At 70.2% G+C, this 25,019-nt stretch carries 24 protein-coding genes; 14 read left to right on the top strand and 10 right to left on the bottom strand.

Annotated elements, in window-relative coordinates; all coding sequences use genetic code 11:
* Positions 1-9: 9 nt before the first annotated feature.
* Positions 10-654: a nucleotidyltransferase family protein gene (locus AC1VNM_RS06145; RefSeq protein ID WP_377155307.1), complete on the bottom strand. Its 645-nt coding sequence runs from the start codon at positions 652-654 to the stop codon at positions 10-12.
* Between the two features lie 189 nt (positions 655-843).
* Between AC1VNM_RS06145 and pdxH the strand changes: the two genes are divergently transcribed.
* The gene (gene pdxH, locus AC1VNM_RS06140; RefSeq protein WP_483106225.1) at positions 844-1,479 is read left to right on the top strand and encodes a pyridoxamine 5'-phosphate oxidase; all 636 of its coding nucleotides are present in this window, start codon (positions 844-846) and stop codon (positions 1,477-1,479) included.
* A 3-nt stretch (positions 1,480-1,482) separates the two neighbouring features.
* On the opposite strand, the gene AC1VNM_RS06135 is transcribed toward pdxH, so the two are convergent.
* From AC1VNM_RS06135 to AC1VNM_RS06105, 7 genes are all read right to left on the bottom strand, one after another.
* Complete coding sequence (locus AC1VNM_RS06135) at positions 1,483-3,642, bottom strand: TonB-dependent receptor (RefSeq protein WP_483106224.1); 2,160 nt, start codon at positions 3,640-3,642, stop codon at positions 1,483-1,485.
* Positions 3,643-3,793: 151 nt separating this feature from the next.
* Positions 3,794-4,258, bottom strand: a complete 465-nt coding sequence (locus AC1VNM_RS06130) for a hypothetical protein (RefSeq protein ID WP_483106223.1) — start codon at positions 4,256-4,258, stop codon at positions 3,794-3,796.
* A 15-nt stretch (positions 4,259-4,273) separates the two neighbouring features.
* Positions 4,274-4,819, bottom strand: coding sequence for a DUF3299 domain-containing protein (locus AC1VNM_RS06125; RefSeq protein ID WP_483106222.1), 546 nt, complete (start codon positions 4,817-4,819; stop codon positions 4,274-4,276).
* A gap of 145 nt (positions 4,820-4,964) precedes the next feature.
* Positions 4,965-6,176 (bottom strand): ABC transporter permease, encoded by a 1,212-nt coding sequence (locus AC1VNM_RS06120; protein WP_483106221.1) that lies wholly within the window; start codon positions 6,174-6,176, stop codon positions 4,965-4,967.
* A complete protein-coding gene (locus tag AC1VNM_RS06115) occupies positions 6,173-6,949 on the bottom strand; it encodes an ABC transporter ATP-binding protein (protein WP_483106220.1) in 777 nt (258 codons plus the stop codon). Before AC1VNM_RS06115 ends, AC1VNM_RS06120 begins: the two co-directional genes overlap by 4 nt.
* A gap of 29 nt (positions 6,950-6,978) precedes the next feature.
* Positions 6,979-7,554: a peptide-methionine (S)-S-oxide reductase MsrA gene (gene msrA, locus AC1VNM_RS06110; RefSeq protein ID WP_377155315.1), complete on the bottom strand. Its 576-nt coding sequence runs from the start codon at positions 7,552-7,554 to the stop codon at positions 6,979-6,981.
* 76 nt (positions 7,555-7,630) lie between these two features.
* A complete protein-coding gene (locus AC1VNM_RS06105; RefSeq protein ID WP_483106219.1) occupies positions 7,631-11,695 on the bottom strand; it encodes a DUF748 domain-containing protein in 4,065 nt (1,354 codons plus the stop codon).
* An 88-nt stretch (positions 11,696-11,783) separates the two neighbouring features.
* Here AC1VNM_RS06105 and AC1VNM_RS06100 point away from each other — a divergent pair, with 88 nt between their 5' ends.
* Entirely contained in the window at positions 11,784-12,551 is a 768-nt protein-coding gene (locus tag AC1VNM_RS06100) for a YdcF family protein (protein WP_377155317.1), read from the top strand.
* Between the two features lie 205 nt (positions 12,552-12,756).
* On the opposite strand, the gene AC1VNM_RS06095 is transcribed toward AC1VNM_RS06100, so the two are convergent.
* A complete protein-coding gene (locus AC1VNM_RS06095) occupies positions 12,757-14,310 on the bottom strand; it encodes a UbiD family decarboxylase domain-containing protein (RefSeq protein ID WP_483106218.1) in 1,554 nt (517 codons plus the stop codon).
* 307 nt (positions 14,311-14,617) lie between these two features.
* On the opposite strand from AC1VNM_RS06095, the gene AC1VNM_RS06090 reads away from it, so the two are divergent.
* The 12 genes from AC1VNM_RS06090 to nusB all read left to right on the top strand — a co-directional run bounded on the left by AC1VNM_RS06090 (position 14,618) and on the right by nusB (position 24,668).
* The gene (locus tag AC1VNM_RS06090; RefSeq protein WP_431103340.1) at positions 14,618-15,469 is read left to right on the top strand and encodes a lytic transglycosylase domain-containing protein; all 852 of its coding nucleotides are present in this window, start codon (positions 14,618-14,620) and stop codon (positions 15,467-15,469) included.
* 378 nt (positions 15,470-15,847) lie between these two features.
* The gene (glyA, locus tag AC1VNM_RS06085) at positions 15,848-17,098 is read left to right on the top strand and encodes a serine hydroxymethyltransferase (protein WP_377155318.1); all 1,251 of its coding nucleotides are present in this window, start codon (positions 15,848-15,850) and stop codon (positions 17,096-17,098) included.
* A gap of 16 nt (positions 17,099-17,114) precedes the next feature.
* The gene (gene nrdR, locus AC1VNM_RS06080; RefSeq protein WP_067271194.1) at positions 17,115-17,558 is read left to right on the top strand and encodes a transcriptional regulator NrdR; all 444 of its coding nucleotides are present in this window, start codon (positions 17,115-17,117) and stop codon (positions 17,556-17,558) included.
* A 195-nt stretch (positions 17,559-17,753) separates the two neighbouring features.
* Positions 17,754-18,335 carry a GspH/FimT family pseudopilin gene (locus tag AC1VNM_RS06075; protein WP_483106217.1) on the top strand — a complete coding sequence of 194 codons (582 nt, stop codon included), beginning with the start codon at positions 17,754-17,756 and terminating at the stop codon, positions 18,333-18,335.
* Entirely contained in the window at positions 18,332-18,859 is a 528-nt protein-coding gene (locus AC1VNM_RS06070) for a type IV pilin protein (RefSeq protein WP_483106216.1), read from the top strand. The genes AC1VNM_RS06075 and AC1VNM_RS06070 overlap by 4 nt, the downstream gene beginning before the upstream one ends.
* 10 nt (positions 18,860-18,869) lie before the next feature.
* Positions 18,870-19,583: a PulJ/GspJ family protein gene (locus AC1VNM_RS06065; protein WP_483106215.1), complete on the top strand. Its 714-nt coding sequence runs from the start codon at positions 18,870-18,872 to the stop codon at positions 19,581-19,583.
* The gene (locus AC1VNM_RS06060) at positions 19,580-20,692 is read left to right on the top strand and encodes a hypothetical protein (protein ID WP_483106214.1); all 1,113 of its coding nucleotides are present in this window, start codon (positions 19,580-19,582) and stop codon (positions 20,690-20,692) included. Before AC1VNM_RS06065 ends, AC1VNM_RS06060 begins: the two co-directional genes overlap by 4 nt.
* Positions 20,689-21,216 carry a type IV pilus modification PilV family protein gene (locus AC1VNM_RS06055; RefSeq protein WP_483106213.1) on the top strand — a complete coding sequence of 176 codons (528 nt, stop codon included), beginning with the start codon at positions 20,689-20,691 and terminating at the stop codon, positions 21,214-21,216. The genes AC1VNM_RS06060 and AC1VNM_RS06055 overlap by 4 nt, the downstream gene beginning before the upstream one ends.
* A gap of 10 nt (positions 21,217-21,226) precedes the next feature.
* Complete coding sequence (gene ribD, locus AC1VNM_RS06050) at positions 21,227-22,459, top strand: bifunctional diaminohydroxyphosphoribosylaminopyrimidine deaminase/5-amino-6-(5-phosphoribosylamino)uracil reductase RibD (protein WP_483106212.1); 1,233 nt, start codon at positions 21,227-21,229, stop codon at positions 22,457-22,459.
* Positions 22,460-22,586: 127 nt separating this feature from the next.
* Positions 22,587-23,699, top strand: a complete 1,113-nt coding sequence (ribBA, locus tag AC1VNM_RS06045; protein ID WP_483106211.1) for a bifunctional 3,4-dihydroxy-2-butanone-4-phosphate synthase/GTP cyclohydrolase II — start codon at positions 22,587-22,589, stop codon at positions 23,697-23,699.
* A 7-nt stretch (positions 23,700-23,706) separates the two neighbouring features.
* Positions 23,707-24,171 (top strand): 6,7-dimethyl-8-ribityllumazine synthase, encoded by a 465-nt coding sequence (gene ribH / locus AC1VNM_RS06040; protein WP_377155325.1) that lies wholly within the window; start codon positions 23,707-23,709, stop codon positions 24,169-24,171.
* On the top strand, positions 24,168-24,668 hold the full coding sequence (gene nusB, locus AC1VNM_RS06035; protein ID WP_377155326.1) for a transcription antitermination factor NusB: 501 nt from the start codon (positions 24,168-24,170) through the stop codon (positions 24,666-24,668). The genes ribH and nusB overlap by 4 nt, the downstream gene beginning before the upstream one ends.
* Here the strand turns inward: nusB and AC1VNM_RS06030 are convergent.
* Positions 24,646-24,951, bottom strand: a complete 306-nt coding sequence (locus AC1VNM_RS06030) for a hypothetical protein (RefSeq protein WP_483106210.1) — start codon at positions 24,949-24,951, stop codon at positions 24,646-24,648. The genes nusB and AC1VNM_RS06030 overlap by 23 nt on opposite strands.
* Positions 24,952-25,019: the final 68 nt, after the last annotated feature.

The following is a 25,019-nucleotide window of genomic DNA, read 5'->3' as shown; positions in this document are numbered from 1 at the left end:
AGGCCCGCCTCAGCCCAGGGACCGCAGGCCTTCGCTGCTCGGACGCGGCTTCGACGGATCGACGGCCAGGCGCTGCAGGTCCTCGACGGTGTCGACGTCGATGAGCACCCCCGGATCGTCGACGTCCACGGCCTGTGCCGGATAACGCGCCAGCAGCCGGCGCGCGCCTTCGTCGCCTTGCAGGCTGGTGAGCTCGGAGAAGAGTTCCGCATTGAACCCCACCGGATGTCCGCGCCGTCCGCGGTGCTGGGCATACGCGATCGGATCGTGCTCGATCGCCTGCGCGACGGCCGTCAAGGTGGTCGACCGCACCATCGGCATGTCCGCGGGCAGGATCAGCCAGCCGGGCGCGTCCCCGGTCGCGGCCACGCCGGCCGCGATCGAATGCCCCATGCCCAGCGGCGCGGGGCGCCCGAGGCGGTCCTGGTCGGGCAGCACCAGCATGTCGCGCGAGGCCACATGGCGTCGGACCAGAGGCGCCAACGCGGTCGAGGTCACCACGAGCATCGGCAGGCCGGAGGCCATCGTCTGGCGCAAGGTCAGCGCCAGCACGGTATCTCCGTTCAAGACCTGTTCCAGCTTGTGGCCCTCGCCGCGAAAGCGCTGGCCGCGCCCTGCCGCGAGCACGACGACGGCGGGTCGTCGCTGATTCATGCGAACTTCCTTCTGGTTTGGTCCCGATCCCCCTGGGCCGGCTCTGTGGCGCGGCTGGATGGGAGCAAGCATGCCTGTGGCGCGAAAGCGCTCCCACCCGGAGTTTCACGATTGGGAGCTCTACTTAAGGGATGCCCTGCATAACTCCCCTCGGCAGGGCGTCCCGAGGATTCACCCGATACTTGCAAGATGGACAAACTCTCCGACCTTCGAAAGAGCTACGAGCGCGCCGAGCTCGACGAACACCAGTCCGCGGGCGAGCCGATGCGCCAGTTCCGCGAATGGTTCCAGCAGGCGCTGGACGCCCAGGTGCCCGAACCCAACGCGATGACCCTGGCAACGGTCGGGCCGGACGGACGTCCGTCCACGCGCATCGTACTGATCAAGGACATCGAGGAACGCGGCCTCGTCTGGTACACCAACTATGACAGCCGCAAGGGCCGCGAGCTGGCGCTGCATCCGTTCGCCGCCCTGCAGTTCCATTGGGTCGAGCTCGAGCGCGTGGTCCGCATCGAAGGCGCCGTCGAGCAGGTCGACGCGGCGCAGTCCGATGCCTACTTCGCGTCGCGGCCGCTGGACTCACGCCTGGGCGCATGGGCCTCGCCGCAGAGCCAGGTGATCTCGTCGCGCGCGGTGCTGGTGGCCAATGCCGCGAAGGCCGCCGCGCAGCACGGATTGAATCCGGGCCGGCCGCCGCACTGGGGCGGTTACCGGCTCGTGCCCGAGCGCTGGGAGTTCTGGCAAGGGCGCAAGTCGCGGCTGCATGACCGGCTCGTGTATCGCCGTGAAGGCGACGAGTGGGTCCGCGAACGGCTCGCGCCTTGACGTTCAGAACTTGACCTGCACCCCCGCGAAGAGGCTGCGGCCCGGCAGCGGCGTCAGCTCGCGGATCGTCTGCACGCTGCTCGCGTTGTAGGCAAGCTTGTTGGCCAGGTTGTCCAGCTTGACGTACCACATCGCGTCCAGGTTGCCGATGTCGAAGTGGCGCGCGATGTTCAGACGCAGGATGCCGTAACCCGCCGTCGGCGTGTCCAGCGCCGGCACGCGGTCCTGGCGCATCGCGCCGCGCAGCTCGGCCTGGACCAGCCACGGGCCACGTTCCGCCTGGAGCGAGATGCTTCCACGCACCGGCGCCAGGCGCGGCAGCGGCTCGTTGGTGTCGCGGTTGGTGCCGCGCACGAGGTCGATCGTCGTGCCCAAAGTCAGGTCCCAACCCGCCAGCCTGGGCAGCGGCTGCTTGCCTTCCAGCTCCACGCCGTGCATCCGGGCACGCACGCCGCGGTAGAGGTACTCGGGCACCGATTCGATCCCGCCGTCCTCACCGACCTCGTCGATGCTGCGGCCGCTCGCGTCCAGCGCGATGTAGTTGGAGAAACGCGTCTGGTAGACCTGCACGCTCCACTTCGCGTTGCCCTGCTTCCAGTGCAGGCCGAGGTCGACCGCCTTCGCGCGCTCCAGGCCCAGGTTGATGTCGCCCACCTCGTAGGCACCCGACGCCACGTGCACGCCGTTGGCGAAGAGTTCGTAGAAGGTCGGCGCGCGCTGGCTGCTGCTCAGGTTGCTCGACAGGCTGAAGCCGTTGCCCAGTTCGTAGGCCCCGCTCAGCGAGAAGCTCTTCGGGCTGAAGCGCCGCGTCACCGGGTCGCCGAAACGCTCCTCGTCGCCGCCGGTCGAGCCGATGTTGACGCGCTCCGCGCGCGCGCCAGCCTGCAGACTCCATGGACCCGAGCGGAACTGCTCGATCAGGAACAGCGCGTTGTTGCGGGTCTTGGTGCCGGGCACAAGCGCCTCCTCGCCGAGCGCGGAGAAATCGCTGAGTTCCCATTGCCAGCCGAGCACGCCCTGCATCGAGCCCCAGTCGCCCTGGAAGGCGGCATGCGTCGCCTCGACACGGCCGTCCTTGCCGTCGGACGAGAAGACGGTGCCGACCTCGCCGCTGCCCTCCACTTCCTGGTGCTTGTAGCGGCTGCTCGCGAACTGCCAGGTCACGCGCGCCAGGCCCGGCAGCGGATCCCGCCATTCGCCCGCCGTCGCGAGGCGCTGACGCTGCATCTCGATGCGCACGTCGGGCTCGACGGTGACGCCGTAGTCGTTGTGATAGTCCTCGACCGACACGCCGGCATACCCCTGCGAGAACAGCAGCGAGCCGCCCACAGCGCCGCTGCGGCCGTGGCTGTCGGAGTTGCGGACATGCGTCGAGGCGCCGTCCTCGCTCTCGAAGCGCGGCACGCGCTGGTCGTCGGCGCGGCGGTCGGCCGCGTCCACGTGCCAGGCGAAGCCCGTCGTGCCACCGTCCAGCACCACGGCACCGCCGCGTTCCTTCGAGGCGCCGCCCAGGCGCAGCTCCGCCGCGCCGTTCAGTCCGGGCTGGGCCAGTCGCGGGATGCGGTTGTCGATCGCATTGACGACGCCGCCGATCGCGTTGCCGCCGTACTGCAGCGCGGCCGCGCCGCGCAGCACCTCGACGCGCGTCAGCACCAGCGGATCGACCGGCAGCGCGTGGTCAAAGCTCAGGCTGGACGCATCGACGGAAGCGCCGGAGTTGCTGAGCATCCGGACACGGTCACCGTCGAGCCCGCGCATCGTCGGCCGGTTGCTGTTGGGGCCGAAGTAGGTCGAACCCACGCCGGCCAGGCCGTCCAGGGTCTCGCCAAGGCTGGCGCCGCGCTTGAGGGTCAGCGCGTCGCCGCTCAGCACCTGCACCGGTGCGGCGAGTTCGCGCTGGCTCAGCGGGTTGCCCGTCACGACGACCACGTCAAGCTTGTGCTTGTGAGCCCGATCGGCACCGCCGGATACGGCGCCGGCATCGGCCGAGGCCGGATCGACAGCAGCTGCGGCGGGAGCCGGCGCGGGTGCGGGCGGGGCTGGCTGGGCCCAGGCGCCGCTTGCGGCGGCGCTCAGCGCGACGGCCAGCAGCGTGGGTTGGACAGGGGCACGCGACGGCGCCGACGAACGGATCAAACGGATCGAAGTGGACAGGATGGCCATGGAAACACTCTCGAGCACCGACGGCGGAACGCCGCGGCGCCATCAAATTCTTGGAGGGCCCGTGCCGGCACGCCGCGACGCCGAAGGCATGCGCGAACGGCCCGGTCGCGCCGGAAGGCGCGCCTGAGCAAGGGCGGAATCGATGGAGGTCTCAGGCTCTCGGCGGCCCGCGAGCGCTCTTGCGCCACTGCTGCGCGAGCGTGGCGTCATGCGGCGGGTCGATGCCGGTGGGAATGTCCGGCGGCAGCGCGGCCCAGGCGGACGCCTGGACGATGGGACCCAGCACATGGCTGAGCTGGTCGAGCAGTTGGCAGTCGGGCGTTCCAGCCGCGTGACCGAAGCGCGGTGTGCTGCCTTCGTCCGTCGCCACGGTGGTGGCGTCGCCGCCACCGACATCGAACGTCACGTCGGCGCTAGTGTCGGTGACATCGACCGCCGCTTCAGCCGCCGCGGCCAGTGCCGCGACCGTGAACGCCAGACGCGAGGACGCGGCAGGCGATCCGTGCAGCGTCCGGTGCACCAGGCCGAGCGCCTGGAAGCCCATCACCGCGGCCACGCACAGCCAGATCCACCAGCGTTGCCGGCGGGCCATGGCGGTGGAGGTCGAACGGGACATCGGCAGCAACCGGCTTCAGCGCGTCGCGCGGACGGCGTCCGTCACGCGATAGAACATGCCGTAGGGATCGTCGTTGAGGACGGCCATCTGACCCTCCACGGTCACGACGTCCAGCGTGTAGCGCACCGGTGTCTTGCTGCGGACCTCGACCAGGCCTTCCGGTCCGGCCGGCACGCAGAACGAGCAACTCGTCGGCACCGACGACAGCAGGAAGTGGCTCTGCTTGTCGCCCGGCTCCAGCGGCATCATGAATCCCTGGACCTTCACCGTGCGCTGGTTCAGCGCCAGCACGCCGGACGGGAAGCTCGGGGTGACCTTGCTCTTGTCCGCCTTCACGGTGACCGAGGACAGCAGCTTCCAACTGACGACGCCCTCGACCTCCTGCAGCGGCTTGAAGGGGCTGCGCGGGTCGTGATAACCGGGGCCGGAGCCCATCGGGACCGCAGCGCCGGAAGCGGCCGGCGCCGCCTGCGCGAAGACGGCGCCCCCCATGACGGTCGTCACGAGCGCGATCGCCGCCCGGCGGGCGCGCGTTGCAGCGGAGGTGATGCGAGTGCTCATCGAGGGCGGTGGCGTCAATGCAGCCTCAGGGCCGCGTGAAGCTCAGCATTGTGCACCGGCTCGGTGACCGCCCGAAGCAAGGTCCGGGCGAGCGGCGACCAGCGCCGGATCAGGCGGGCGGTCGGCCAAGCCGCCTCGGCGTCGCTCAGCGCGGCGTCTGCAGCAGTTCGGTGACGTCGAGCCGATAGCCGCGCCACGCCGGCCACGCCGCGGCAAGCACGGCCAGCCCGAGCGCCAGCGCCGGCACGAGCGCCTCCCACCCCGACACCCAGGCGCCGGAGATCCGCACCGACTGCTGCTGCGCCAGCACCGCGCCCAGTCCCTCCGTCAGCGCGTGGGCCAGGCCCAGTGCCAGCAGCGTGGCGAGTCCCGCCAGCATCAGCGCCTCCATCGCGATCAGCGCGGCCACGCGCGCCGGCGTGGCGCCGAGCATCCGCAGCATGGCGAGATCGCCCTGGCGCTCCCGCACCGCATGCAGCAGCGCCACCAGCACCGACAGGGCCGCCGCCAGCAGCAGCACGCCGCCGAACCCGCGCAACACATCGACTCCTACGCCGACCATGCTCAGCAGCCGCGCCGTTTCCAGCGCGGGCACCGACGCCTGCAGGCCCGGCTGCGCATTCACCCAGCGCGGCAGCATCACCGCGGCCAGCGGGCTGCGGTAGCGGACCAGCACCATGCTCACTTCCAGAGAGGCCTCGTCGTGAGGCGCAGCCTCGCCGTGCCCATGCGCCGCATGCGCCTCCCAGACGGACGCGAGGTCCGTCAGCACGAGCCGGTCGACCACGCCGCCCGTCGGCGCCAGAACGCCAACGACCTCATAGGCCTCCTCGTGCTCGTCGCCGCCGGACGCCAGTCCGTGCGTGCCGTGGAACCGGTCGCCCGGCTTCAACCCGGAGCGCCCCGCCACCTCGGCGCCCAGCACGGCCTGCATCGGCGCCTTCCAGGCTTGGCCCTGGGACAGGGCGAGTTGATAGAGCGCCAGATAGTCGGCCGTCGTCCCGACGATGCGGAAGCCCTGGACGCTGTCGCCGAGCGAGATCGGCACCGCCTGCGCGACCAGCGGCTGCGCGCGCAGTTGCGACACGGTGGCCAGCGGGATGTTGCCGGTCGACTGGTCGAGGTGGAACACGCCCGCCAACAGGATCTGCATCGGGCTGCCCTTGGCGCCGACGACCAGGTCGATGCCGCCGAGATCGCGCTTGAGGCCCTGCTCCATCTGCTCGCTGACCAGGACGACGAACCCGATCGCCGCCAGCCCGAGGCTCAGCAGCATCAGGTTGAGCGCCGTCAGCATCGGACGCGCCCAGAGGTAGCGCCACGCGAGGCGCGGCAGGTTCAACGGCGCGCGGCTCATGAGGTCGAGGTCGTCGATGTCACGGAAGAAGCGGCGCTCCGGCTCGGGAGTCGCAGTCGATACGGCTCGGGCCAGTCGACCCAGGCCGCCTCCACCCGTGCGTCATGCGAGGCGATCACCAGGTGCACGCCGTGCTCGGCGGCTGCGCGCCGCAACAGCGAGAGCGTCGCCTCGCAGGCCTCGTCGTCGAGGTTGGCGGTGGGCTCGTCGGCGATCAAGATGCGCGGCGCGCGCAGCAGCGCCCTGGCGAGCGCCACCCGCTGCGCCTGCCCTTGGCTGAGCGCATGCGGCCGGCGATGCTCCAGCGCGCCGACGCCGAGTTCATTGAGCAGGCGCCGGATGCGCGGAAGGTCCGGCGCCAGACCGGCCGCCACATAGGGCAGCGAGAGGTTGTCGCGCACGCTGAGCGACGGACTGAGGTGCAGCCGCTGCGGCACGAAGCCGAGGTACTCCCCGCGCCACGCGTCACGCTGGGCGGGAGGCATCCGGGCCACCTCCATGCCGGCCAGCATCAGATAACCCGCCGACGGCGTCAGCAGCCCCGCCATCAGCGCGAGCAGGGTGCTCTTGCCGCTGCCCGAGGTGCCGCGCACCAGCAGATGCCCGCCGGCGGGCAGCGCGAAGTCCGGAAACTGCAGGTCGAGCTCGACGCCGAGGTCGACGCCCTGCCCCGACCGGCCCGCGCCGCCGTAGCGGAAGCGCAGCCCGTCGCAGGCGATCATCGGCCAGCCCTCCGGCCGCTCCGACGTCCTGGCCGCCTCGGCGGACTTCACGGCGCCAGCCGCCCCCGCCGCTTCCGACATCAGCCTGCCGCCTCGTCCTTCAGCAGTTCCTTGAACTTCTTGGCGAACTTGTCGACCTTGGGCGCGACGACGAACGCGCAGTAGCCCTGCTCCGGATGGTTGGCGAAGTAGTCCTGGTGATAGGCCTCGGCGGGCCAGTAGTTGTCTTCGGGCTGGACCTCGGTGACGACCTTGCCGCCGTGGGCGCGCTGGGCCTCGTCGACGACCTGCCGGATCACGCCGAGCTGCTCCGGCCGCGTGTAGTAGATGCCGGACCGGTATTGGGTGCCGACGTCGGCGCCCTGGCGGTTCAGCGTGGTCGGGTCGTGGATGGTGAAGAAGACCTGCAGCAGATCCTCCAGGCTGACGACCTGGGTATCGAAGCGCACGCGCACGACCTCGGCATGACCGGTCGTGCCGGAGCAGACCTGCTCGTAGTTCGGGCTGGCGAGCGGCCCGTTGGTGTAGCCGGACTCCACGCCGAGGACGCCCTTGACGCGCAGGAACACCGCCTCGGTGCACCAGAAGCAGCCGCCGCCGAGGGTGATGAGGTCCTCGCCGGGCTGGAGTTGGACGGGGTTCGGGGTGGTGGTCATGGCGAGGTCCTCATGAATCGGTCGGCCGGGTCACTTGTGGGCGGATCATCGGCGATCAAGCCCTGGCGCCACGGACTTACTGTGCGCTCAGCGCCAGATCCACGCGAGGCGACCAGGGCTTGTCCTTGTCGCCGCCACGCTCGTCGTCCTTCGCGTGCAGCTTCGGCGAGGCGAGGAACATGCGCGCATTCGGCACACCGCGCTCGAGCAACGCGTCGCGGACGGCGACCGCGCGCTGCAGGGCCAGCTCGCGCAGCTGCTCGTCGGTGACGGTGTAGCTGTCCATCAGCAAGTCGCGCATCTGCGCCGCCGGGATGTCCTTGGACAGCCCGATCAGGTTGCGCGGCTTGTTGGGCAGCTTGGCGTTGTCGTAGACGACCTTGAGCAGCCGCGCGCGTTGCGCGTCGTCGAGCACGATCGGCGCGGGGCCCGCGTCGGCGGTGCCGGACACGCCCGACGCACCCGAAGCGCCGGAACTGCTCGAAGCGGCCGCGCCAGGCGCGTTCACCGCCTGCGTGACCGACGCGCGCCGCAGTTCACGGCGACGCTCGGCGATCAGCGCGTCCTCCAGGCGGGCGCCCTGCGCCGCGCGGCGTTCCGCGTCGGGATCGACCCAGCCCGTGATGCTCAGCTGCAGCACCGGCTTGTCGGCCAGCACCTTCGTCAGCGGTTCGAGCTTCTTCGCCGCCTCCGGCTGCAGCGCCGCCGTGCCCGGCTTGAACTCGAGCTGGCTCATCTCGGCGCCACCGCCGCCGCCCGACAGCAGCGAGAACGGCGCCGTCAGCGCCTTCGTCAGCAGATTGACGATGAGCTTCACGACCAGGCCGCCGACGCTGAACTCCGGATCGTTGAGCGAGCCGCTGACCGGCAGGTTCACGTCGATGACGCCGTCGCTGTCCTTGAGCAGCGCTACCGCCAGCTTGACCGGCAACCGGGTCGCCGTGGGGCTGTCGATGCGGTCGCCGAAGGTCAGCTGATTGAGCACGATCTTGTTGTCGGCCTCCAGGCGACCGCCGGGCTCGATCTGGTAATGGACCCGTGTGGACAGCTTGCCGCGCTCGATCGCGTAGCCCGCGTACTTGCCGGCATACGGCGACAGCGGCGCGAGCTCGATGTCGGTGGCGCTGGCGGTGATGTCCAGCGCCAGCGGCGCGCCGCTGGGGTTCAACTGGCCGCTGATGTCGAGCAGGCCGGTGCCCTCGACCTTGCCCTTGAGCTGCAGCGGCGCCATCGCCGCCGAACCGGCCGAGAACGCGCCCAGCGTCCCTGTGAGTTCGCTGAGGTTGGCGCTGTAGTTGGGCTTGATGAAGCGGTCGTTGAAATCGACCTTGCCGCCGTTGACGCGGGTCTCGCCGATGCTGAGCCGCAGCGGCGGATCGCCGGCCGCGGACGAGGCCGCGCCGACTACCGGCGCAGTGCCGGCCGACGCCGCGCCGGACGGCGCCGTCGCCGGTGTCGGCGCCGACGTCGCGCGAGCCACCGTCGCCGCCACCGGCGCGGACGCCGCCGACGTGCCTGCCACGGCCGCCACGGCCTGGCCCTGCTCGGTCTGGTTCAGGTCGCGCAGGTTGAGGCGGCCCTGCTCGTTGATGATCAGGCGCGCGTAGAACTCGTCCAGCACGGCCTGCTGGATCTTCACGTCCGGCGCTCCGCCGGGCGCCAGCGCCACTCGCAGCCCGCCGAGCTTCAGGCCCTGCCAGCTCAACAGGTCCTCGGCCGAACGGCGTCTGCCGTCCTGCAGCCGCGCCTGGCGCAGCCGGAGGTCGGAGATCAGCAACTCGCCGTCGGCGCGCACCGACGGTCCCTTGGACGTCTCGGTGAACTCGAAGCCGCCGCGCATCGACCCCTCGGCACGCTGCAGGTGGATGCCGATGGACGGATCGAGGTAGGGATCGACCCAGTGCAGCGGCAAGTGCTCGGCGCTCAGGCGTCCCGAGGCTGTCAGCGGCGTCAGCGCGAGTTGACCGTCCCAACGGAACTTCGGCACCTCGCGCGCGTTGCGGCGTGTGGCGTCGGGCCGGCGCAGCGTCGCTGCCAGTTGCACGGGCAGCGGCTTGCGCAGTTGCCGACCGTCCCAGTCGATGCCGGACACCTTCAGCATCAGTTCCTGAACACCGATCGGCCGGGCCGGTTCGTCGTCGAGCACATGCGTCGCCAGATCGAGCAAGGTTGCCTCGCCGCCTTCCACGGCGATCTCGGCAATCTGCGCGGTCCACGGCGCATCGTTCGCCGCTTTGGCAGCGGCCAGCTCGGGATGGTCCGGCGCGCTCAAGGTCAGGCGATCGCCGCGCCCTTCGGGTTCGCGTCGGCGTGAGGCAGTTGCTGCGCCTGTGGCGACTGCGGCGCCCTGCCCGCTCGCCGCGTGCGACGCGGCCGAGGCGCCCATCCAGGCGTCCCAGCTCCACTTGCCGGCCTTGTCGCGGCCCAGTTGCGCCTTCGGCGCCACCAGCGCCAGCCGGCCGGCCGTCAGTTGGCGGCTGTCCAGCGCGAGCTCCGCCTGGTCGAGGCTCAACTGCTTGAGCGCCAGCACCGGCTTCTTGCCGTCGGCGAGTTGAACGTCGTCGAGGCTGAGCGCCTTCAGCGACAGCTTGAGGTTCTCGCCCGCCGGTCCCGCGCTCACGGCACCCTGCGTGGCGAAGCGGCCCTGGACCGACAGCGGCGTCGCCGCCTTCAGATACGGCGCGAAGCCGTCCAGCGCGAGATCCTTCAGCGCCCAGGCGAGCGCGATGCCGGCCTTGCCGACCTCACCCTTGCCACTGAACGCCGCCGGAGTCTTCGCGCCTTCAGGCGACAGCGTCGCGGCGATCTCCACCGGCGCAGCCTTCGCGGCCAACGGCCAGCTCAGTCCGCTGCCCTTGACCGTCAGGCCGTCGACCGTCCATCGGGCCGCGGGACGGAGCGTCTGGTCGGTCCAGCCGACGCGACCGCCTTCCAGCGCCAGTTGCTGCACGCCGACCCGCCAGGGCGCCGCGCCCGCGGCGGATGTCTTCGCCGCATCGGAGGACGCCGCCTTCGGCGACGCGGCGACGGCCTTCGGCGCCGGCGTCGCGGATGCCGACGTGGAGCCCGCGGACATCTCCGGCAGCCACAAGCGGCCTTGCGCGTCGCGGCCCATCAGCAGCTCCGGCTGCTTCAGCGTCACCGCGCCCAGCAGCACCTGCCGCTTGAGCGGCTGCACGTCAGCCAGCTCGACGCTCAGCGTCTGCCAGCGCAGCCAGTCCTCCCAATCACTGTCCGCCTTGCCGTCCGATCCAGCGTCCGCGCGCCGCTGCAGCGACAGCTCGCGCACCGACGTCCGGCCGCTGAGCTTGACCTCGGGCGGCTGCTTCGGCGGCTGCTTGAAATCCAGCGTCAGCTGCGAATCGACCAGGCCCTTGGCCAGCCGCATCGGCAGCTCCTTGGGCCAGTAGGCGCGGTACGCCGACAGGTCGAGCGCGTCGAGCTTGACCGTCATGCTCGCGCTGCGCGTATCGGCGAAGGGCTGTACCTGACCCTCGCTCTGGAAGCCGACGCCGTTCAGGCGTCCCGACAGACGCGGCTGCACATGCACCTCGACGTCCGCATCCAGCGTCGACAGGAACGGAATGCCCAGCTGCAGCGCCTTCAGCTCGTGGACCATGCCGGCGCCGCGGTCGTCCAGGCGGAATTCGCCGTCGGTCAGTTCGATGTTGTAGAGCGCCGCCTCGGCGGGGCCGTCGTCCGGCGTCGGCGTCTTCTTCGGCGAAGCGGCCAGCCTCGCGACGATGTCGTCCAGATCGGTCTTGCCATCGGGCAGCAACGCGACGCGCACCCGCGGCGACGCCACCGTCAGCGACGACAGCACCGGCGCCAGATGCCACAGCGATCGCGGCGACAGCACCGTGCGCACGCGCTGGACCTCGAACAGCGGCGGCGCGCCGGCCGTCGGACCGGCGATCTTCAGCTCGTCCAGCGTGAGCGCGAGCCGCCACGGCGTGAAGCTGGCCCCACCCAGCGTGACGGGACGCCCCAGTTGCTCCGAAGCGATGCGCACGCCCGCCCGCTCGATCCACATCGGCAGCGCCACCCAGGCCACGAGCAGCAACGCGACGACGAAGAGCACCAGACCCACGAACACACGCAGCGCGCGTCGCGGCCAGACGGGAAGAGCAGAGAAGAACACGGGAACAGCCGGCAAAACCCGGACGAGTCGTCAAGGAAGCTGATTATGCTGGCGGGCCTCAACACCTGACACCCATCCCCGGCTCTCGATGAACGACCTGATACATGCGGTCGCGGCCTTCCTGCTGCCGCCCACCGGCGCGTTTCCGCTGCTGCTGCTCGCGTGGTGGCTGCGGCACCGCCGCCGCTGGCTCTCCGGCGCGCTGTTCGCGACCGGGCTGATCGCCGTCTGGGTCGGCAGCACCGAACTCGGCGCGCTGTGGCTGCAGGACCGGCTGCTGGGGCCGCAGCAGGCGGTGCGGGTCGAGCGCCTGAAGGACGTCCCGCCCAAGGAGACCCTCATCGTCGTGCTCGGCGGCGGCGCCCGCAAGCTGATGCCGGAATACGGCGGCGCCCAGCTCAAGGCCCTGTCGATCGAGCGGCTGCGCTACGGGATCTGGTTGTCGCGACGGACCGGCATCCCGCTGATGTTCACCGGCGGCACGCCACGCGACGCCTCGGACGAACGCATGACCGAAGCAGCGCTCGCCGAACGCACCGCGGCGCAGGAATTCGGCTTCACGCTCGCGGCCAAGGAAGACCGCGCCACCGACACGCGCGAAAACGCTCAGTTCACCGCCGAGCTGCTGCGCGGGCAGCCGATCCGGCGCGTCGTGCTGGTCACGCACGACGTGCACATGCGCCGCGCGCTGCGGGCCTTCCGCGAGGCGCTGCCGGCGGAGGTGGAGGTGATCCCCGCGCCGCTCGGCCTGGCGCTGCCGGGGTTCGAATGGCGCGACCTGCTGCCCTCGCAGGAAGGCATCTCCCGGGCGCGTTATCTGGGTTACGAATGGCTGGGCTACGTCGGCGGTCATTGACGGCCCAAAGAGAAACCCCCTCCGCGCCGGGCGTGCCGGACGAGGAAGGGGTGGGCGGACCAGCCGCCTTTGGGGCTCCGTGGCGATTTGCCGCAGGGCTCCTGGCGCGCAGAGACTGCGCCAGAGGAAGTGCCGGAAAGGCCAGACAACCTTAGGTCCGCCTCCCGGTCCTTTCAAGCCGTGATGCCCGGGAACCCGTAATTTCCTAGCCCCCGAACAAACGCTGATAGAGATCCGCCGCACGGGCTTTCTGCTCGGCCGGCATCTCGATCACGCGGCCCCATTCGCGCGGCGTCTCGCCCGGCCACTTGTTGGTCGCGTCCAGGCCCATCTTCCCGCCCAGCCCGCTGACCGGCGAGGCGAAATCCAGGTAGTCGATCGGCGTGCCCTCGACCAGCGTCGTGTCCCGCACCGGGTCCATGCGCGTCGTGATCGCCCAGATCACGTCCTGCCAACTGCGGATGTCGACGTCCTCGTCCACGATCACGATGAACTTCGTGTACATGAACTGGCGCAGGTAGCTCCACAGGCCGAACATCAGCCGCTTGGCGTGGCCCGGATAGGCCTTCTTGATCGAGATGACCGCCATCCGGTAGCTGCAGCCTTCAGGCGGCAGATAGAAGTCGACGATCTCCGGGAACTGCTTCTGCAGGATGGGGACGAACACCTCGTTCAACGCCACGCCCAGGACCGCCGGCTCGTCGGGCGGCTTGCCGGTGTAGGTCGAGTGGTAGATCGCGCCGTCGCGCTGGGTGATCCGGTTCACCTCGAAGACGGGGAACCAGTCCTGCTCGTTGTAGTACCCGGTGTGGTCGCCGTAGGGACCTTCCAGCGCGTGCAGGTAGCCGCCCTTCTCCTTCAGCGGGATGCCGTCCTCGCTGTGGCCGGTGAAGCCCGGCGCCGCCGGCGGGATGTGGCCCTCGAGCACGATCTCCGCCGTCGCCGGCACCTGCAGCATGCGGCCGGCCTCGCCGACGTTCGTGTCGGCGACCTCGGTCCGCGAGCCGCGCAGCAGGCCGGCGAACTGGTATTCGGACAGCGTGTCCGGCACCGGCGTCACCGCGCCCAGCGTCGTCGCCGGGTCGGCGCCGAGCGCCACGGCGATGGGGAACCGCTGTCCCGGATTCGCGATGCCGAAGTCGCGGAAATCCAGGGCACCCCCGCGATGCGCCAGCCAGCGCATGATCAGTTGCCGCTTGCCGATCAACTGCTGTCTATAGATACCGAGGTTCTGACGCAGGCGCGGGTTCGCGATCTTCTGCGGCCCCCGCGTCACCACCAGCCCCCAGGTCAGCAGCGGGCCGACGTCGCCGGGCCAGCAGGTCTGGATCGGCAACCGCTTCAGGTCGACGTCGTCGCCCTCGATCACCTGCTCCTGACAGGCCGGCCGCTTCACCAGCGACGGCTTCATGTCCCACAGCGCCTTGCCCATCTGCGCCAGCTTGCCCACGTCGCGCAGGCCGCGCGGCGGCTCCGGCTCCTTCAGCGTCGCCAGCAGCTGGCCGACCTCCCTCAACTGGGTGGTCGACTCGGCCCCCATGCCCAGCGCCACGCGCCGCGGCGTCCCGAACAGGTTCGCCAATACCGGCATCCGGTAGCCGGTCGGCTGTTCGAACAGCAGCGCCGGGCCCTCCGCCTTGAGGACCAGGTCGCTGACGGCCGTCATCTCGAGCACCGGAGACACCGGCTCGGCCACGCGGCGCAGCTCGCCCATGGCCTCCAAAGCGCCCATAAAGTCACGCAGATCTCGGTACTTCATAACCAAAAGTATTTAAGAACATGGCCCATACGGTTGACGGGTTATTTTTGATCCATAGAATCGCGCCCTGCCCTGACCCCCAGGGTTATCCCGGTCTTCGCTGTGGGACGCGAAGCCGGTGTGCTGCCAATGGACGCTGGATCGCCCGTCTGTCGCATCAAGAGCCCGGAGCCCTCTGAGAGCCCTCCGAGCCGTCGACGACGCCCGAGCCGGCCCATTATCACCACCCCCAGGTGGGTGTCCCGCGAGTGAACGCTTCGAGCGGCTCGCCAGACACACACCGGGCGTGGTCGGAGAAAGGAGTCGCATGACAGCGCGTTCAGACCTGCTATCCCTGCCCCGCCAGGCGCAAGCCGCCCTGGTGCTTTTCGTCAAGGACATCGGCCAGGGCCTCCTGGTCGTCAGCCACAACACGCTCGCCCTGGTGGGCTTCGCCGTCGTCGCCGTCGGGCTGGTCTTCGCCAGCCAGGCCGACCTGCGCCAGCAACTGGAAGGCCAGGTGCTGGGTTGGCTCAATGCGCGCCACGAGGCGCGCGTCGAGGCCTCCGGCGACGTGCTCGCCCTGATGGCCGAGCCCGACGCGATCACCCGCGCCACCGCGGTGGATCCGAAGGAGCTCACCCGTCAGCAGGCGCTGGTGGCCAACTACCTGGCCAGACGCTACCGCGTCGCGCCGGAACCGGTCAGCCGCCTGGTCAAGGAAGCCTGGGAAGTCGGCCAGCGCGCCCGTGTCGAGCCGACGCTGATCCTGTCCATCATGGCGATCGAGTCCGGTTTCAACCCGTTCGCCCAGAGCGCCGTCGGCGCCCAGGGCCTGATGCAGGTGATGACGCGCGTCCACGACGACAAGTACGAGGCCTTCGGTGGCAACCTGGCCGCCTTCGACCCGGTCACCAACCTGCGCGTCGGCGTGCAGGTGCTCAAGGAGTGCATCCAGCGCGCCGGGAGCCTCGAGGAAGGCCTGCGCCGCTACGTCGGTGCCGCCAACCTGCCCGACGACACCGGTTACGCCTCGCGCGTGCTGGCCGAGCAGGACCTGCTGAAGGCCGTCGCCCAGGGACGCAACGTCAGCCCCTCGGCGCCGCGTCCGATCCGCGAGCCGGCGTCCGCGCCGGCCTCGACCGGCGAGCAGGTCGCCATGACCGCCGTCATGCGCTGAACGCTCGTTCCGCGACCTCGATCAACGGGTTCCACGGGAACCCGTTTCTCATTGGGCGAAGCCGGCGACCCCTCTGCCGTGGGAACAATGTCACGAGATGCCCGGCGCCCCTCGACGGTGCGGCTACACTGCGGGCTTCGCGCAACTGGCGATCAGGGCGCCCTGCCCGGAGACGGATCGGTCTCCGCACAGGCGTCGCCCGAGGTGGGCCACCACCGGGAAGCGCGAACGGCCGGGGATCTCCCTGGCTGTCCGTGCCGTTCGCCTGGGCCGCCGTCGTTCCGTCCTCCGTCGCCGGGTCGCTGTCATTCCAGAAGAATGGCGACCGCGCCGATGCGTTGCCGGCCGGGCGGCGCCAACCCTTGAGCCGACATCATCATGTTTGACCGCACCCAACAGACCCTCGCCAACGTCGACGCCGAAGTCTTCGCCGCCATCCAGCAGGAGACCCGGCGCCAGGAAGACCACATCGAGCTGATCGCCTCGGAGAACTACACCTCTCCGGCGGTGATGGAAGCCCAGGGCAGCCAGCTGACCAACAAGTACGCCGAGGGCTACCCCGGCAAGCGCTACTACGGCGGCTGCGAGTACGTGGACATCGTCGAGCAGCTGGCGATCGACCGCCTGAAGCAGCTCTACGGCGCCGAGTTCGCCAACGTGCAGCCCAACAGCGGCTCGCAGGCCAACCAGGGCGTGTTCTTCGCGCTGCTGCAGCCCGGCGACACCATCATGGGCATGAGCCTGGCCGAAGGCGGCCACCTGACCCACGGCATGGCGCTGAACATGAGCGGCAAGTGGTTCAACGTCATCTCCTACGGCCTGGACGCCAAGGAGGCGATCGACTACGACGCGATGGAAGCGCTGGCGCGCGAGAAGAAGCCCAAGCTGATCATCGCGGGCGCGTCGGCGTACTCGCTGCACATCGACTTCGAGCGCTTCGGCAAGATCGCCAAGGAGATCGGCGCCTACTTCATGGTCGACATGGCGCACTACGCCGGCCTGATCGCCGCGGGCGTCTACCCGAACCCGCTGCCGCACGCCGACGTCGTGACCTCGACGACGCACAAGAGCCTGCGCGGCCCGCGCGGCGGCATCATCCTGACCAACGACGAAGCGATCGCCAAGAAGATCAACTCGGCGATCTTCCCCGGCATCCAGGGCGGCCCGCTGATGCACGTGATCGCCGGCAAGGCGGTGGCCTTCAAGGAAGCGCTGACGCCCGAGTTCAAGGCCTACCAGCAGCAGGTCGTCGCCAACGCCAAGGTGCTGGCCGACACGCTGATCGAGCGCGGCCTGCGCATCGTCTCCGGCGGCACGCAGAGCCACGTGATGCTGGTGGACCTGCGCCCCAAGAACCTGACCGGCAAGGAAGCCGAGGCCATCCTGGGCGCGGCCCACATGACCTGCAACAAGAACGGCATCCCGAACGACCCGCAGAAGCCGATGGTGACCAGCGGCGTCCGCCTGGGCACGCCGGCGATGACCACGCGCGGCTTCAAGGAGGAGCAGGTCCGCAAGACCGCCCACCTGATCGCCGACGTGCTGGACAACCCGCATGACGAGGCCAATCTGGCCCGCGTGCGCGAGCAGGTGGCCGAGCTGACGCGTCAGTTCCCGGTCTACCGCTGAGCGGAGTCCGCGGCGCATGCGATGCCCGTTCTGCGGTCACGGCGACACGCAGGTGTCGGAGACCCGGGAGTCCGACGAAGGCGACGTGGTGCGTCGCCGCCGTCGCTGCCAGTCCTGTGACAAGCGCTTCACGACCTACGAGCGCGCGGACATCGCGCTGCCGATGGTCGTGAAGAAGGACGGCACGCGCGCCGAGTTCGACATGGGCAAGCTGCGCGCGTCGATGACGCTGGCGCTGCGCAAGCGGCCGGTGAGCATCGAGCAGATCGACGCGGCGCTGGAGCGCATCCAGGAGAAGCTGCTCAGCACCGGCGTGCGCGAGATCCCGTCGACCAAGCTGGGCGAGCACGTGATGCGCGAGCTCAAGCGCATCGACAAGGTCGCCTACGTGCGCTTCGCCTCGGTGTACCGCTCGTTCGAGGACGTCGACGAGTTCCGGCAGCTGATCCGAGACATCTGAGGTCGCGGGACGCCGCGCGTGTGCGGCACTGAAGTCGTGCGTCATTGACGCGGCCTTCACGGACTTTTCAGGCGCATCCCCCGCGCATCCCCCAAAAGCCGGCCCCCTTCAGCGGGCCGGCTTTCCCCTCCTGAAGGCGAAGCGCAACGGCCGCCGTCTCCCTAGAGTTCCTGGCAACTCTTCGGGAGATCTTCCTTGCAGCCCTCCGCTTCCCCATTCCCCTGCCATCGCCCCACCGCCCCGCGCGGCATCGGCCTCATCGAGGTGCTGGTCAGCGTCGCGCTGGTCGTGCTCGTGGCCCTGCTCGCCGGGCCGGACCTGCGCGACTGGCTCTGGCGCCAGCGACTCGCGAATGCCGCGCAGGCCGTTCTCGGCGATCTTCAACTGGCTCGCAGCGAGGCGATCCAGGGCTCGCGCAACGTGAGCCTGCGCTTCGGCGGCGATGAATCCGCCGTCAGCGGCAGCGGCCGCTGCTACGTGCTGCACACCGGCGCCGCCGGTGGCTGCGACTGCCACCTGGATGCGCCACCCACCTGCCGCGCCGACGCGCAGGCGATCAAGCAGGCGCGCTGGGTGCGAGACCGGGGACGGCCGGAGGTCACGGCCAACGTGCCCTCGATGCTGTTCAGCGGACGCCAGGGGACCGTATCGGTCAGCGGCACGGTCGAGGTCCGCATCGCCAGCATCGGCACGGTCCGTCACATCGTGAGCATCACGGGCCGCGTGCGCAGTTGCACGCCCGATGGCGCGCTGAACCGCCTGCCGAGGTGCGCATGACGCCGCTGATGACGCCGCTGACGCCGTCGTCGGTGAAGCCGCCGATGAAGCCCCGCATCACACCGCGATCCACCGAGCGAATGACCATGCGAGAAGGCAAGCCACTGGGCCGCCGCGGTTTCTCGTTGATCGAGATCCTGACCGTGCTGGCGATCGTTGCCGTGCTGGCGGCGCTGACGCTCCCCGGTTTCCGCGATCAGGTCATGAAGGGCCGGCGCGCCGAGGCGCGCGAGGCATTGCAGGAGATCCAGCTCGCGCAGGAGCGTTTCCGCTCGCGCAGCCCGCGATACGCCGCCCGCCTCGAAGACATCGAGCAGCCCGCGACGACGAAGGGCGGGCTTTATCGGCTGCGCCTCGTCCAGGCCGACGCCACGCGCTACCGGGCCGAGGCCGTCGCGCAAGGCAGCCAGTCCGCCGACCGTCGATGCCGCGTGCTGACGCTGCGGCTGGAACTCGGCGCGGTCTACACCACCGGATTCGACGAGCAAGGGGTCGAGCAGGCAGACGCCTGCTGGCCACAGTGATGGAGCAAGCATGACGAACCACCTCTGCCAAGGCTTGATTCGCAGTTCGACACGAGGATCCGCGCGAGGATTCACGCTCGTCGAATTCATGATCGGACTGACGATCGGCCTCCTGCTCCTCGCCGGTGCGTTCTCGATGGCGGGCGTCCAGCTCGGTGAGCACCACCGGCTGATGCTGGAACTGCAGGTCCAGCAGGAACTGCGCGCCACCGCCGAACTCCTGCTGCGCGACCTGCGTCGCGCGGCGTTCTGGGACCGTGCGCAGGACGGCGTCTGGCAGGACGATACCGACGCGCCGGTCCGCAATCCCTACGCGGATCTCACGGTCGAGGACGCCGGCCAGCGCCTGACCTACAGCTTCGCCCGGGACGGGAGCGCCCCCGGCGGCGGGAGCGTCCGCGAGACCTCCGGCTTCCGCTTGAACGACGGTCGGATCGACCAGTTGATCGCGGGCCGCTACCAGCCGCTGACGGATCCCGACCTGCTGCGCGTGCGGCGGCTGGAGGTGCGACTCTCGTCGCAGGCGTATCCGTTGGAGGATGCCTGCGACCCGGCCTGTGCCTCCGGCTCCGGCGCTGGTGGCGCCGCCTGCCCGCCGACCCTGTCCGCGCGCCTGGTGACCCTGACCGTCGATGCCGAGGCCGTGCATGACCCGCGCGTCAGCCATCACCTCGAACTGTTGAGCCAGTTGCACAACCACGCGCTCTCGGGAGCCTGCCCATGACCCGGCGGAACGAGCGAGGCCTCGGCACGCTGGCGATGTGCATGGTGCTGCTGGGCGTGCTGGCACTCGGAGCCGCCTGGGCGGCGCGGCAGTTGGCGACGGCGCAGCGCGTGGCGGCCAACGACCTGCGGGCCGCCACGGCGTCCGAGGCCGCCGAGTCCGGCATGGCCTGGGCGGTCGCCATGCTCAACGGCGGCGCCATCGACGAGGCCTGCCGGCCCGCGACGGCTCGACCAGCGGTCGACGGCGCGACATCGTCTGACTTCCGCGGCCGATTCCTGCTGATCGGCGCCGATGGCTACTATCACGCGCCAGGTTCGCCGCCAGCCGCGCCAGCGTCGCCAGCACCGGCCGCATCGGCAACGCCGGCCTGTGCGAACTCCGGGCCCCTGCGTTGGTCCTGCCGCTGCGGCGCCTCCGGCAACGCGGATGCGGGCGGACCGCGCGCCGACGGCGAAGCGCAACCGCAGTTCAGCATCCGCTTCGCCGACGCGGGTGGGCCGGGGCAACTGAAGCTGATCGCACGCGGCTGCAGCGACCGCCGGGCGGACTGCGACGATGTCTCCAACGGCCCGATCGGCGTGGCCGAGTCCGCCCAGCATCTGGCGCTCCTCAGCGCCCTGCGCGTGCCGCCTCCGTCCGCCCTGGTGGAGGGGCCGGGGAGCTTTCTCCGGGTCTTCGGTTATCCGCCGGGACGCTATCGCGACCAGCCCGCCATCACCCGACTGCGCTGCGGTGGCGATTGCGACGGCTCGCTCGCCCAGGCGCTGGCGCGCGGGCGCCGCCTGATCTGGATCGACGGCGACGCACACCTGTCCCAATGGCCAGCGTCGGCACTCGACGGCACGCCGCTCGTGCTGGTCGTCGACGGGCGGCTGGACCTCGCCGCTCCCGGCCATCCACAAGGCGTGCTCTACGCGCGGGACGGCGTCGACTGGCACCCGCCTGCCGGCATGCCGACCTCGCTGCGCGGGGCGGTGGTCAGCGATGCCCGTGTCGACAAGGCGGGCTCGGTCGAATTGATCCATGACGCCGCCGTCCTCTACCGCATCCATCGACAGATGGGCAGCTTCGTACCGGTCCCTGGCGGCTGGACACCGACACGATGAAGTGCCTTCCCCAATCCCTTGCCCGATCCCTTCGCCATCCTCGATCCGGTGGCGCCCGTCGCCGTATCGGCAGCGGATTCACGATCGTCGAGGCGCTGGTCGCGCTGGTGTTGCTGTCCATCGGCGCGGTGGCCCTCATGACGTTGCAGGCCCGGCTGCGCGTGGCCGCAGACGAGGCCCGCCACCAGGATCAGGCCCTGCGCCTCGCCCACAATGAACTCGAGCGCTGGCGCTGGCAGCCAGGCGGCCCGTCCCCCGCGCTGTCATGGGAAGGACCGGACATCGAGTTCGCCATCGCGGGCCGCGCGGTGCCCGCGGCCGACGCGCTGGGCCGCGGCGCCGACGAGGGCGCGCCGGAGGCCGGGGCCGGGGCCGTCACGCCGCCGCTGCGACCTGTGCAGGTGCGCGTGCAGTGGACGGATCGCACCGGACGGTCCCGGTCCGTCACCCTCGAGAGCCTGCTCCCCCTCACCGATCCTGCCCTCTCCGGCCTGCTGCAACTCCCGCCGGGATCGCGCCGCTAGACTCCGCGCCATGCAAGACGTCCGATCGCCCGCCCTGCCGCCCGAACCGCCCTCCGGCCTGCCGCCGGCCACTGCCTCGGGTGCGTCCGGCGCCTCCGCCGCATCCAGCACCTCCACGCCGCCGCGCGACGACCGTTGGATGGCCGAGGCGGTGCGCCTGGCCCACGACGCAGTCGGCCTCACCGACCCCAACCCCCGAGTGGGCTGCGTCATCGTCGACGGCGAGGATCGCGTGCTCGGCCAGGGGCACACGCAGGCCGCCGGACAGGCCCACGCCGAGGTCATGGCCTTGCGCGATGCCCAGGCCCGGGGTCAGGACGTGCGCGGCGCGACCGTTTACGTGACCCTCGAACCCTGCGCCCACCATGGCCGCACCCCGCCCTGCTGCGACGCGCTGATCGCGGCCGGCGTCGGACGGGTCGTGGTCGCGCTCGGCGACCCGAACCCGCAAGTCGCCGGTCAGGGCCTCGCGCGGATGCGCGCCGCCGGCATCGCCACGGAGGTGCTGCCGACCGACCACCCGTCCGCCGTCGAGGCGCACGAACTCAACATCGGTTTCCTGACCCGCATGCAGCACGGACGCCCCTTCGTGCGGATGAAGATCGCCGCGTCCCTCGACGGGCGGACCGCGCTCTCGAACGGCGTCAGCCAATGGATCACCGGCCCCGAGGCCCGGCGCGACGGCCACGCCTGGCGGCGTCGTGCCGGCGCCGTGCTGACCGGCATCGGCACCGCGCGCGAGGACGATCCGCGCCTGGATGTCCGGGACGTCGACACCGTGCTGCAGCCGCAGCGCGTGTTGATCGACTCGCGCCTGGAGCTGTCCCCGGATGCGCGCCTGCTGGCGCCGCCCGGGCAACTGCTGATCTATCACGCCCTGGCCGAGCCGGGCGAGCGTGGCGCCGCGCTGGCGGCGCGCGGAGCGGAACTGGTCTCCGTCGCCGACCCGACCAGAGGCAAGGTCGACCTGGGCGCGGCGATCCGCGACCTGGGCCGACGCCAGGTCAATGAGCTCCACATCGAGGCCGGCTACAAGCTCAACGGCTCGCTGCTGCGGGCCGGACTGATCGACGAATTGCTGATCTACGTCGCGCCGATGCTGCTGGGCGAGGGCCGCGGCATGGTCGACCTGGGCGGGCTGACGACGCTCGACGGGGCGCCGCGCTTCCGGATGGTCGACTGCCAGTCCGTCGGGGGCGATCTGCGGCTGAGACTGCGGCCGCTCGCCGCTTCATCGACCTAGCGACTTCAGCGACTTCATCGACTTCAGCCGCATCGGGCGCGTCGGCCTCGCAGCGCCAGGATCGCCCGACCTTCCCGAGGAACCCCGCGAGTCCGACCACCGGGCCGCCCCGCCTACAATCGCACCCATGCCTATTTCACCGATTCCCGAGCTGGTCGCCGAGCTGGCGGCCGGCCGCATGGTCATCCTCGTCGACGAAGAGGACCGCGAGAACGAGGGGGACCTCGTCCTCGCCGCCGACCACGTCACGCCGGAGGCGATCAACTTCATGGCCAAGCATGGCCGGGGCCTGATCTGCCTGACCCTGACCCGCGAGCGCTGCGAGCAGCTGCAGCTGCCGCCGATGGCCACCCGCAACGGCACCAAGCACGGCACGGCCTTCACCGTGTCGATCGAGGCGGCCACCGGCGTCACCACCGGCATCTCCGCCGCCGATCGCGCGCGGACCGTGCAGGCGGCGGTCGCCAAGGGCGCGGTCGCGTCGGACCTCGTGCAACCGGGCCACATCTTCCCGCTGCAGGCGCAGGACGGCGGCGTGCTCATGCGCGCCGGCCACACCGAAGCCGGTTGCGACCTGTCGCGCATGGCCGGCCTGACGCCCGCCGGCGTGATCTGCGAGATCATGAACGACGACGGCACCATGGCCCGTCTGCCGGATCTGGAGATCTTCGCCAAGGAACACGGCCTGAAGATCGGCACCATCGCCGACCTGATCGAATACCGCAGCCGCAACGAGTCGATCGTGCAGCGCATCGCGCAGCGTCCGCTGGACACGCGCGAAGGCCGCTTCGACTGCCACGTCTTCCGCGACCGCTCGAACAACGTGCACATGGCGCTTTCGCTGGGCCAATGGCAGCCCGACCAGGAAGTGCTGGTGCGGGTGCACGAGCCCTTCTCGGCGATGGACCTGCTCGACGCCGGGCGATGCGGTCACAGCTGGCCGCTGCCGCAGGCGCTGGCGGCGATCCAGCGCGAGGGCTCCGGCGTCGCGGTGCTGCTGAACTGCGGCGAGGACGCGGACGCGCTGCTGGCGCGCCTGCAGCCGGCCGCGTCGGAAGACACCCGCCAGACCATGGACCTGCGCACCTACGGCGTCGGCGCGCAGATCCTGCGCGAACTCGGCGTGCAGCGGATGAAGCTGCTGGGCAGCCCGCGCCGCATGCCGAGCATGACCGGCTACGGGCTGGAAGTGACCGGTTTCCAGGCCGCCCAGGCCGGTGCCAACGACAAGAATTGCTGAGGACCGCATGCAAGGATCTGACAAGGGTCAGTCGACCCGATTGGACGGACGGGGCCTGCGCGTCGGCATCGTCCAGGCGCGGTTCAACGACGAGTTGACGACGGCGCTGGCCAAGGCCTGCCTGGGCGAACTCGCCCGTCTGGGCGTCCAGGACGCCGACATCCGCCACGTGACCGTGCCGGGCGCGCTGGAAGTGCCGGTGGCGCTGCAGGCGATGGCCGTCAGCGGCAGGTTCGACGCGCTCGTCGCGCTGGGCTGCATCATCCGCGGCGAGACCTATCACTTCGAGCTGGTCGCCAACGAGAGCGGCGCCGGCGTGACGCGCCTGACGCTGGACCACCGCCTGCCGATCGCCAACGCGATCCTGACGGTCGAGAACGAGGAACAGGCCTGGGCGCGGGCCGAAGACAAGGGCCGCGATGCCGGGACCGTTGCCGTCGAAATGGCACAGCTGCTGAAAGAACTCAAGTGAACACCAAGGACAACACCCCCGCCGGCAAGAGCGCAGGCAAGCCGGGCGCGAAGAAGGCGCCGGCCAAGTCGGCGCGCCGCCGCTCGCGCGAGCACGCGCTGCAAGGCATCTACCAGTGGCTGGTGACCGGCGACGACCTCGGCGTGATCGACGCGCACACGCGCGAGCAGGACGGCTTCGAGAAGGCCGACCGCGGTCATTACGACAAGCTCTTCAACGGCGCGATCGAGGAAGCGGCCGATCTGGACGCGGTGCTGGCCCGTCACGCGGACCGCAAGACGACCGAGCTGTCGCCGATCGAGCACGCGATCCTGATGATCGGCGCGTACGAGCTGAAGAACTGCATCGACATCCCGTACAAGGTCGCGATCAACGAGGCCGTCGAACTGGCCAAGTCCTTCGGCGGCACGGACGGCCACAAGTACGTCAACGGCGTGCTGGACCGCGCCGCGATCGACCTGCGTCCCGTCGAGGTCAAGGCCGTCCGCGGCAACTGATCTCCACCCGGACCGAGGCCGACGCTGCTCCCGAAAGGGACGCGTCGGCCTTTTTCATTGGCGCGGCAGCTGCGGGGGCCAGCCCATTGCACAGCACCTGGTATTGATCCACCTGACCCAGGAAATACGAGACTCGCATCAACGTGAGGTTGCCGCACCCAAGACCCACGGCGATCACGATGGTCAGGATCCGGAAGCCCCACTCTTCTTGCGAAAACGATGCGCGAAGTTTGCGCCAGATGGCCTCGAGCCGAAACAAGGTGGAGGGGAAAGCCAAATGCATCGAAAGACTCCCGAGCGAAGAAGACGATCAGTCTCCACCTGCTGGCGAGACCCGAATCTCACCCAGCC

The sequence above is a fragment of the Mitsuaria sp. MSU3D genome, from assembly GCF_056867975.1.
The sequence above is the reverse complement of the archived record's forward strand: the minus strand, read 5'-3'. Positions and strand labels throughout refer to the sequence as shown.

Bases quoted from the DNA above. Each gene is read 5' to 3' on its own strand.
- AC1VNM_RS06055 (WP_483106213.1), top strand. From the start codon at position 20,689: ATGAAGTGCCTTCCCCAATCCCTTGCCCGATCCCTTCGCCATCCTCGA.
- AC1VNM_RS06060 (WP_483106214.1), top strand. From the start codon at position 19,580: ATGACCCGGCGGAACGAGCGAGGCCTCGGCACGCTGGCGATGTGCATG.
- AC1VNM_RS06145 (WP_377155307.1), bottom strand. From the start codon at position 654: ATGAATCAGCGACGACCCGCCGTCGTCGTGCTCGCGGCAGGGCGCGGC.
- msrA (WP_377155315.1), bottom strand. From the start codon at position 7,554: ATGACCACCACCCCGAACCCCGTCCAACTCCAGCCCGGCGAGGACCTC.
- AC1VNM_RS06070 (WP_483106216.1), top strand. From the start codon at position 18,332: ATGACGCCGCTGATGACGCCGCTGACGCCGTCGTCGGTGAAGCCGCCG.
- AC1VNM_RS06135 (WP_483106224.1), bottom strand. From the start codon at position 3,642: ATGGCCATCCTGTCCACTTCGATCCGTTTGATCCGTTCGTCGGCGCCG.
- glyA (WP_377155318.1), top strand. From the start codon at position 15,848: ATGTTTGACCGCACCCAACAGACCCTCGCCAACGTCGACGCCGAAGTC.
- nrdR (WP_067271194.1), top strand. From the start codon at position 17,115: ATGCGATGCCCGTTCTGCGGTCACGGCGACACGCAGGTGTCGGAGACC.
- ribD (WP_483106212.1), top strand. From the start codon at position 21,227: ATGCAAGACGTCCGATCGCCCGCCCTGCCGCCCGAACCGCCCTCCGGC.
- AC1VNM_RS06095 (WP_483106218.1), bottom strand. From the start codon at position 14,310: ATGAAGTACCGAGATCTGCGTGACTTTATGGGCGCTTTGGAGGCCATG.
- AC1VNM_RS06125 (WP_483106222.1), bottom strand. From the start codon at position 4,819: ATGAGCACTCGCATCACCTCCGCTGCAACGCGCGCCCGCCGGGCGGCG.
- AC1VNM_RS06065 (WP_483106215.1), top strand. From the start codon at position 18,870: ATGACGAACCACCTCTGCCAAGGCTTGATTCGCAGTTCGACACGAGGA.
- ribBA (WP_483106211.1), top strand. From the start codon at position 22,587: ATGCCTATTTCACCGATTCCCGAGCTGGTCGCCGAGCTGGCGGCCGGC.
- pdxH (WP_483106225.1), top strand. From the start codon at position 844: ATGGACAAACTCTCCGACCTTCGAAAGAGCTACGAGCGCGCCGAGCTC.
- AC1VNM_RS06090 (WP_431103340.1), top strand. From the start codon at position 14,618: ATGACAGCGCGTTCAGACCTGCTATCCCTGCCCCGCCAGGCGCAAGCC.
- ribH (WP_377155325.1), top strand. From the start codon at position 23,707: ATGCAAGGATCTGACAAGGGTCAGTCGACCCGATTGGACGGACGGGGC.
- AC1VNM_RS06030 (WP_483106210.1), bottom strand. From the start codon at position 24,951: ATGCATTTGGCTTTCCCCTCCACCTTGTTTCGGCTCGAGGCCATCTGG.
- AC1VNM_RS06120 (WP_483106221.1), bottom strand. From the start codon at position 6,176: ATGAGCCGCGCGCCGTTGAACCTGCCGCGCCTCGCGTGGCGCTACCTC.
- AC1VNM_RS06130 (WP_483106223.1), bottom strand. From the start codon at position 4,258: ATGTCCCGTTCGACCTCCACCGCCATGGCCCGCCGGCAACGCTGGTGG.
- AC1VNM_RS06100 (WP_377155317.1), top strand. From the start codon at position 11,784: ATGAACGACCTGATACATGCGGTCGCGGCCTTCCTGCTGCCGCCCACC.